Origin of the sequence: Mangrovibacter plantisponsor, assembly GCF_003182475.1 — a bacterium.
Classification (GTDB): domain Bacteria; phylum Pseudomonadota; class Gammaproteobacteria; order Enterobacterales; family Enterobacteriaceae; genus Mangrovibacter; species Mangrovibacter plantisponsor.
This window is the reverse complement of sequence record NZ_QGTS01000013.1, coordinates 138114-146025: the sequence shown is the minus strand read 5'-3', so window position 1 is coordinate 146025 and position 7912 is coordinate 138114. Positions and strand designations below refer to the sequence as shown.

Here is a 7912-nt window from a genome sequence, read left to right as displayed (position 1 = left end):
GGTGTGTAAGCGCAGCGATGCGTTGAGCTAACCGGTACTAATGAACCGTGAGGCTTAACCTTACAACGCCAAAGATGTTTTGGTGTGAGAGACGAAATTTTTAGCTTGTTAACGGATAATATTCATGGCCGTGAGGCGGTGAATAAAACAGAATATGCCTGGCGGCAAGAGCGCGGTGGTCCCACCTGACCCCATGCCGAACTCAGAAGTGAAACGCCGTAGCGCCGATGGTAGTGTGGGGTCTCCCCATGCGAGAGTAGGGAACTGCCAGGCTTCAATTAAGAAGAACCCTCAGCGAAAGCTGGGGGTTTTTTGCTTTTGTGTTTCAAGCCGTTCAGCTGTTCAGCCACTTACCTGCAGTTTCACACCCGGGGACAGTTCCCGTCAGGTGATCCCGGCCACCGTGCCCGGTTTTTGGTTTATCCCCCACCGGGCTCTGCGCTGGCAGAGACGGCACATCCGTAAACCTGTGCTGCACTGCCAGAACCGCTGATACTTATTGCTGCATCCACCTGACAATAAACTGCACAACTGCCGCGGGATCATTGATATCTAACTGAGGAACTGTAACCTCCAGCGGAGTATCAGTGGCGATGGCAATCACATATTCATCAATTTCCAGTTTGTGGCCTGCTATTGCCCGGTATAAAAGAATTTTAGGTACCGGCTCATGCTTAAAGCCTTCTGCCAAAATCAGGTCGACCATTGCCGGGTCCAGTCTTTTCGCTAGGCTGAACAAGTCGACATCAGGGGAATCAGGCATTTCGGTCATCAGCGCCCAACGCTGCGCTGATGCGACAAGCGTTTGCAGTGCGCCTGCTTTTCTTAGTTCATAGCTGTCTTTGCCTGGCGTATCCACATCCATGTCATGGTGAGTGTGTTTAATTAACCCGGGGCGGATGCCCGCATCTCTTAGTAACGGAATGACTTTTTTTAGTAGAGTTGTTTTCCCGGTACCACTTTTAGCCGCAAAACACAGAAGAGGCGGTGTTTGCCAGCGAGCGAGATCTTCCGGAGTATTCACATTCGCAAAAGCGTTCTGGCTGTTGGCAAAAACAACGCAATGCCCACCGACCAGGCGGAAAAAGGCCAGTACGCGGCGCTCACCTTGTAACAGATACTGGCGCATCTTCCCGGCCAGAGAATGATGCACCAGTGCCACGCCAGGATGATCCCGCTCCCCGTCATTTACCCAAACAACACTGGCGTTTCCACGCTTATCCAGAAGCCGGCTTACAAGATTTGTGGGAATATTTGGCGTGTCGCAGGGGCAAAACAAAAACCACTCAGCCTCGCATGTTTCCATGACTGCCAGCATTCCGGCGAGAGGGCCCGGATAGCCTGCAACCGTATCCTGAACCACTGGCAGATGGCTTGCCTGGTAAATATCCAGATTACGGTTGGCATTGATTACAACAATGTCTACCTGTGGCTGTAGTCTCCCGGCAACATGCTGCCAGAGTGCACGCCCTTTTAGGTGTAATAAACCTTTATCTTTTCCGCCCATACGTGTTGCTTTGCCACCTGCTAACACGGCGCCTGTTATCCCGGTAATATGGCTCACTGAATATCGCCTCTTTTCATGTGGGTTTTAGCCTGCTACCGTATTCAGGTGAAGACAAAGGAGCACAATCATGAAATGTAAACGCCTTAATGAAGTGATCGAATTGCTTCAGCCAGCCTGGCAGAAAGACCCTGATCTTAATTTACTGCAATTTTTACAAAAACTGGCAGACGAGTCAGGTTTTAAAGGGGCGTTGGTTGATCTTACTGATGATATTCTTATCTACCATCTAAAAATGCGCGACAGCGCGAAAGACGCCACCATTCCTGGTTTACAGAAAGACTACGAAGAAGATTTTAAAACCGCGCTGTTGAAAGCTCGTGGGGTCATTAAAGAGTAAAAGGTTGTAAGTCGCATCGTTAGTACTGCTCTTTCAGTGTTATTCTGTAGACTTCATGTCCTGAACTCAGACCAGAATGACTGACAACGCTTTCAATTTTCAGACATTAAACCCGGATATCATCATGGATGCCTTGTTTGATTGTGGCATCCGGGTTGATTCCGGGTTAACTGCACTTAATAGTTACGAAAACCGTGTATATCAGTTTATGGATGAAGACCGTAAACGGTATGTCGTGAAGTTCTATCGCCCTCACCGCTGGTCAGATGCGCAAATTGAAGAAGAACACCAGTTTACTCTGTCCCTGCAAGGCGAAGGGATACCTGTTGTTGCGCCTGTGCTCTTTTCCGGGCAAAGTCTCATGCAACATGAAGGTTTTCGTTATGCTGTTTTCCCCAGTGCCGGTGGGCGACAGTATGAAAATGATAACCCAGACCAAATGGAAAGTGTTGGGCACTCTTTAGGGCGCATTCACCAGATTGGCCGCAAAGCTCCTTTTATTCATCGCCCATCCTTTGATTTGCATACCTGGCTTGCTGAGCCTTTTGAACAATATCTTCAGGCTAAATTAATCCCGGCATCACTCAAAGATGCATTTCTGGCTGCTGTACGTGACTTATCTGATGCGGTTACTGCACACTGGTTCACCGATTTCACTGTGATTCGTTTACATGGTGATTGCCACCCCGGGAATATATTGTGGCGTGACGGGCCAGTCTTTGTTGATTTTGATGATGCCCGAAGTGGCCCGGCAATCCAGGATATCTGGATGTTGCTGAACGGGGATCGCCCTGAACAGCGTATGCAATTAGAAATGATTGTTGAGGCATATGAAGCGTTTTGCACATTTGATACACGTGAATTCGCACTAATTGAACCTTTGCGTGCTATGCGCATGATTTACTATCTGGCCTGGCAGCTTAAACGCTGGGACGATCCCGCATTTCCCCGTAGTTTTCCCTGGCTCCAGGAAGAAGACTTCTGGCGGAGACAAACTGCTGTGTTTATCGAGCAGAAGAAGGTTCTTCAGGAACCACCCTTACAATTAACGCCAATGTATTGATGATTAAGTTTTATTTGGGAGAACTTGTATGAAAAAGATTTGGCTGGCGCTGGCGGGTATGATCCTGGCGTTTAGTGCATCTGCTGCGCAATATACGGATGGCCAACAGTACATTACACTTAAAACACCGGTTCCGGGAGAACCCCAGGTACTGGAGTTTTTCTCATTTTACTGCCCACATTGCTATGAATTTGAGCATGTGCTGCATGTTTCTGATGCTGTGAAAAAGAAACTGCCAGAAGGCGTTAAAATGACCAAATACCACGTTGAGTTTCTTGGGCCATTGGGCAAGGAATTAACTCAGGCATGGGCTGTCGCAATGGCGTTGGGTGTGGAAGATAAAGTCAGTGACCGTATGTTTGATGCTGTACAGAAAACACAGACTGTACAAACGGTAGCTGATATTCGCCAGGTCTTTATTGACGCCGGGGTGAAACCTGAAGAGTACGATGCTGCATGGAATAGCTTTGTGGTGAAATCACTGGTTGCACAACAGGAAAAGGCGGCTGCTGACTTGCAGTTGCAGGGTGTGCCTGCAATGTATGTTAATGGCCAGTACATGTTGAGACCACAAGGTATGGATACCAGTAATATGGATGCCTTTGTTCAACAGTATGCTGATACCGTGAACTACTTGCTCAAACACAAGTAAGCCTGATACGCATACGTATGTCATTGAGTATAAAAAACGCCGACTTATGTTCGGCGTTTTTTATTACACTTTCAGGATTCGTTACTGATATTTACCTTGGGAGAACTCTCTTCCGGGTACTGATTTTCCGGCCCGAACCCTTTGGGCTGATAGAATGCGTCGAGTTGTTGGTCTTTTTCAAGCCATAAAGCGTTTAACCAGCGCTGAAAATAACGCTTAAAACTTTTATCATTAACATAATCACCATGTAGTGACTCTGCTTCATTCACCGGCACTAAATTTATACGCACTACAATGCGTGTCAGCTTGCCACTCAACATATCCCGGAAAGGTTTATCCCTGTTTTCCGGGTAGCACAGGGTGACATTAAGTAATTTATCGAACTGTTCGCCCAGCACATTTAACGCCATAGCAACGCCGGCTGCTTTTGGTGGTAACAGGTGTTGATAAGGGGAACGTAATACATGCCGCTTTTCTTCAGTAAAGCGTGAGCCTTCCACAAAATTGACAATTGTTGTGGGATGAGAGCGAAATTTCTCACATGAGCGCCGTGTTGTTTCAACATCTTTACCCCGTTGCTCCGGGTGGCGTAGTAAATAACTGCGTGAGTAACGGCGCATAAATGGCATATCCAGAGCCCAACAAGCCAGCCCCAAAAAAGGCACCCAGGCCAGTTGTTGTTTAAGAAAATATTTTGTCACCGGAATATGGCGCCGAAAAAGCACACACAACACAACAATATCTGCCCAGCTTTGATGGTTACAAATTAGCAGATACCAGTTTTGTTTACTCAGCCCTTCCAGCCCTTCAGTTTCCCACTGCAGAAAAGGATTTAGCCGTAGTAAAACCGCCAGACTGGCGCACCAACCTTGCATACATGCATCACAAAACAAAGAGATTGCCCGCCAGACACTGGGAACTGGCAGTAACAGTTTTATCAGCCCGGCACAGATAATAGGAACAGAGAAAAAGACTGTAACCAGAACAGTCAGCAAAATACTTAGCAATAATATGATTGTGGCGAACAATCTCGACATGATTTCTTTTTTTCAATTAATGAATGGGCATTGCCTGAGGCATGTGCGACAGGGCGGTGATCTTAACAGAAATAGCTGGGGGGCGTTATCCATGACGAGGGGAACGGTTATTGATTACGTGAAAAATTATTAGCAGATTATCTTGAGCGATGCTTTTTATATCCACATTACAGCTATATGAATCGGGTAAAAAATATACCAGAGAGTTGTTGTTAGTGAGTTGATTTTAAATATTTTTTTGTTATTACCCACTATGGAGTATACCGTTTTTTGCAAAATCATACACAAAGTTATCCACAGGTCGATCCGCGACTCTTGCCGCATGATCTGTGTTAATTCGTGATAAAAATAGGGTGAAAAGTTCATGTTAACTGCGGTGTATGGCATCCTTGAGCCTTAAACTGCAACCAGGCAAAAAGACTATGGCTCAGATCGCTGACAATCCGCTTATCCTCGTCGATGGATCCTCTTACCTTTATCGCGCGTACCATGCGTTCCCTCCTCTGACTAACAGTGCTGGAGAGCCGACAGGTGCGATGTATGGCGTACTCAATATGCTGCGTAGCTTGCTGCTGCAGTTTAATCCTTCTCATGCCGCGGTCGTGTTTGATGCCAAAGGCAAAACCTTTCGCGATGAGCTTTTTGAAAATTATAAATCTCACCGCCCACCAATGCCGGATGATCTGCGGGTGCAAATTGCGCCATTGCATGAAATGGTCCGGGCGATGGGCTTACCACTGTTGGTTATTCCGGGGGTTGAAGCCGATGATGTTATCGGTACCCTGGCAAAGCAGGCTAATGATGCTGGTCAACCCGTGCTGATTAGCACCGGTGATAAAGATATGGCGCAGTTGGTAACGCCAGGTGTAACGCTGATTAATACCATGACCAACACGGTTCTTGGCCCGGAAGAGGTACAACAAAAATATGGTGTACCACCTGAGCTGATTATCGATTTCCTGGCATTGATGGGCGACTCCTCAGATAACATCCCTGGTGTTCCTGGTGTGGGCGAGAAAACGGCACAGGCGCTTTTACAAGGGCTTGGAGGTCTTACTACGCTATACGCCAACCCGGAAAAAATTGCCGGCCTGTCGTTTCGCGGTGCGAAAACTATGGCAGATAAACTGGAAAACAACAAAGAAATGGCCTGGCTCTCGTACAAGCTGGCAACCATTAAGACGGATGTTGAGCTGGAATTAGCTTACAACGAGCTGGATGTAAAACCTCCAGAAAACGAAGCACTACTGTCTTTGTTCAGCCAGTACGAATTTAAGCGCTGGATCAGTGATGTTGAAAATGGCAAATGGCTTAAAGCGAAAGGTGCTAAGCCCGTTCAGGCGGTAAGTAATACCCCGGAAGAACCGGTTGAAGAAGAGGCTGCTCCTGTGTTGTCGCGGGACAACTACGTCACTGTTCTGGATGAAGCAACCTTACTTACATGGGTAGATAAAATCCAGGCAGCACCGCTTGTGTCATTCGATACCGAAACGGATAGCCTGGATAACATCCTGGCAAATTTGGTGGGATTATCCTTTGCGACAGAGCCAGGACAGGCCATTTATATTCCGGTAGCGCATGATTACCTGGATGCCCCTGAACAGATTTCACGGGAACGAGCCCTGGAGTTACTGCGTCCGGTTCTGGAAAGCGATGATGTCCGTAAAGTGGGGCAGAATCTCAAGTTTGACCGTGGCATTTTGCAAAACTACGGCATTGAACTGGCGGGTGTTGAGTTTGATACCATGCTGGAGTCTTATATTCTGGATAGTGTGGCCGGGCGTCACGATATGGACAGCCTCTCTGCTCGCTGGCTCAACCATAAAACAATTACTTTTGAAGAAATTGCCGGTAAGGGGAAGAAGCAGCTCACATTCAACCAGATTGATATTGAAACCGCTGGTCCGTATGCCGCAGAAGATGCCGATGTTACTTTGCAACTACATTTGAAAATGTGGCCGAAGCTTCAGCAGCTGGAGGGGCCATTGAATGTATTCCGCGAGATAGAAATGCCACTGATGCCAGTGCTGTCACGGATTGAGCGTAATGGCGTTAAAATCGACCCGGCGGTGCTGCACCAGCATTCTGGTGAGTTGACCACCAGGCTGGCAGAGCTTGAGCTAAAAGCGCATGAGCTGGCAGGTGAACCTTTCAATCTCTCTTCACCTAAACAGTTGCAAACCATCCTGTTTGAAAAACAGGGCATTAAGCCACTAAAGAAAACCCCGGGTGGTGCTCCTTCAACTTCAGAAGAAGTGCTGGAAGAGTTAGCGCTGGATTACCCTTTACCCAAAGTAATTCTGGAATACCGTGGTCTGGCAAAACTGAAATCCACCTACACCGACAAACTTCCGTTGATGATTAACCCTAAAACCGGGCGAGTGCATACCTCATACCACCAGGCGGTGACAGCGACAGGGCGTTTATCTTCTACGGATCCGAACCTGCAAAATATCCCGGTACGTAACGATGAAGGCCGGCGTATTCGCCAGGCATTTATTGCCCCGGATGATTACTTAATTGTTTCGGCAGACTATTCACAAATTGAGTTGCGTATTATGGCGCACCTTTCTCAGGACGCAGGGTTGCTGGCGGCATTTGCTGAGGGGAAAGATATTCACCGGGCAACAGCCGCAGAAGTGTTCGGCCTTGCTTTGGATGACGTGACAACTGAGCAACGGCGGAGTGCCAAGGCTATCAACTTTGGCCTGATTTATGGGATGAGTGCATTTGGTTTGTCACGCCAGCTCAATATTCCGCGAAAAGAAGCGCAACGTTATATGGACTTGTATTTCGAACGCTACCCCGGGGTACTGAATTACATGGAGCGCACCAGAGTGCAGGCGAAAGAGCAGGGGTATGTTGAAACGCTGGATGGGCGTCGCCTCTATCTGCCAGATATTAAATCCAGTAATGCTGCCCGTCGTGCCGGAGCTGAGCGTGCAGCTATCAACGCGCCAATGCAAGGTACTGCTGCAGATATCATTAAGAAAGCGATGATTGCTGTTGATGGCTGGTTACAGGCAGAACAGCCGCCCGTAAAAATGATCATGCAAGTACACGATGAACTGGTGTTTGAAGTGCACAAAGACAGCCTTGAACTGGTTGCGAAGAAAGTGCATGAGTTGATGGAAAACTGTATGAAACTTGATGTGCCGTTGCTGGTGGAAGTTGGTAGCGGATCTAACTGGGATAAAGCGCATTAAGCGTTCATAAAATGTCCATTTTTTGTAAGTAAACAACATAAAGCATAGTG

General features: G+C 47.5%; 5 protein-coding genes, 1 rRNA gene and 2 pseudogenes. 5 read left to right on the top strand and 3 right to left on the bottom strand.

The window, feature by feature from the left end; genetic code table 11:
* Positions 1 to 157: 157 nt before the first annotated feature.
* Positions 158 to 273 (top strand): 5S ribosomal RNA (rrf, locus tag DES37_RS19730).
* Positions 274 to 496: 223 nt separating this feature from the next.
* On the opposite strand, the pseudogene mobB reads toward rrf, so the two are convergent.
* Positions 497 to 982: pseudogene (gene mobB, locus DES37_RS25930) on the bottom strand (molybdopterin-guanine dinucleotide biosynthesis protein MobB); the annotation flags it as partial.
* A gap of 9 nt (positions 983 to 991) precedes the next feature.
* Positions 992 to 1555 (bottom strand): annotated as a pseudogene (gene mobA / locus DES37_RS25925) (molybdenum cofactor guanylyltransferase MobA); the annotation flags it as partial.
* A 79-nt stretch (positions 1556 to 1634) separates the two neighbouring features.
* Between mobA and DES37_RS19720 the strand changes: the two are divergent.
* The 3 genes from DES37_RS19720 to dsbA all read left to right on the top strand — a co-directional run bounded on the left by DES37_RS19720 (position 1635) and on the right by dsbA (position 3619).
* Complete coding sequence (locus DES37_RS19720; RefSeq protein WP_036115590.1) at positions 1635 to 1904, top strand: YihD family protein; 270 nt, start codon at positions 1635 to 1637, stop codon at positions 1902 to 1904.
* 76 nt (positions 1905 to 1980) lie between these two features.
* Positions 1981 to 2967 carry a serine/threonine protein kinase gene (locus tag DES37_RS19715; protein ID WP_110027444.1) on the top strand — a complete coding sequence of 329 codons (987 nt, stop codon included), beginning with the start codon at positions 1981 to 1983 and terminating at the stop codon, positions 2965 to 2967.
* Positions 2968 to 2995: 28 nt separating this feature from the next.
* Complete coding sequence (gene dsbA / locus DES37_RS19710; protein ID WP_110027442.1) at positions 2996 to 3619, top strand: thiol:disulfide interchange protein DsbA; 624 nt, start codon at positions 2996 to 2998, stop codon at positions 3617 to 3619.
* A gap of 71 nt (positions 3620 to 3690) precedes the next feature.
* On the opposite strand, the gene DES37_RS19705 is transcribed toward dsbA, so the two are convergent.
* Positions 3691 to 4656, bottom strand: coding sequence for an acyltransferase (locus DES37_RS19705; protein WP_110027440.1), 966 nt, complete (start codon positions 4654 to 4656; stop codon positions 3691 to 3693).
* Between the two features lie 422 nt (positions 4657 to 5078).
* On the opposite strand from DES37_RS19705, the gene polA reads away from it, so the two are divergent.
* Positions 5079 to 7862, top strand: coding sequence for a DNA polymerase I (gene polA, locus DES37_RS19695; protein ID WP_110027437.1), 2784 nt, complete (start codon positions 5079 to 5081; stop codon positions 7860 to 7862).
* Positions 7863 to 7912: the final 50 nt, after the last annotated feature.

Excerpts from the sequence above, each read along its gene's own strand:
- DES37_RS19720 (WP_036115590.1), top strand. The coding sequence starts at position 1,635 with ATGAAATGTAAACGCCTTAATGAAGTGATCGAATTGCTTCAGCCAGCC.
- DES37_RS19715 (WP_110027444.1), top strand. The coding sequence starts at position 1,981 with ATGACTGACAACGCTTTCAATTTTCAGACATTAAACCCGGATATCATC.
- dsbA (WP_110027442.1), top strand. The coding sequence starts at position 2,996 with ATGAAAAAGATTTGGCTGGCGCTGGCGGGTATGATCCTGGCGTTTAGT.
- DES37_RS19705 (WP_110027440.1), bottom strand. The coding sequence starts at position 4,656 with ATGTCGAGATTGTTCGCCACAATCATATTATTGCTAAGTATTTTGCTG.
- polA (WP_110027437.1), top strand. The coding sequence starts at position 5,079 with ATGGCTCAGATCGCTGACAATCCGCTTATCCTCGTCGATGGATCCTCT.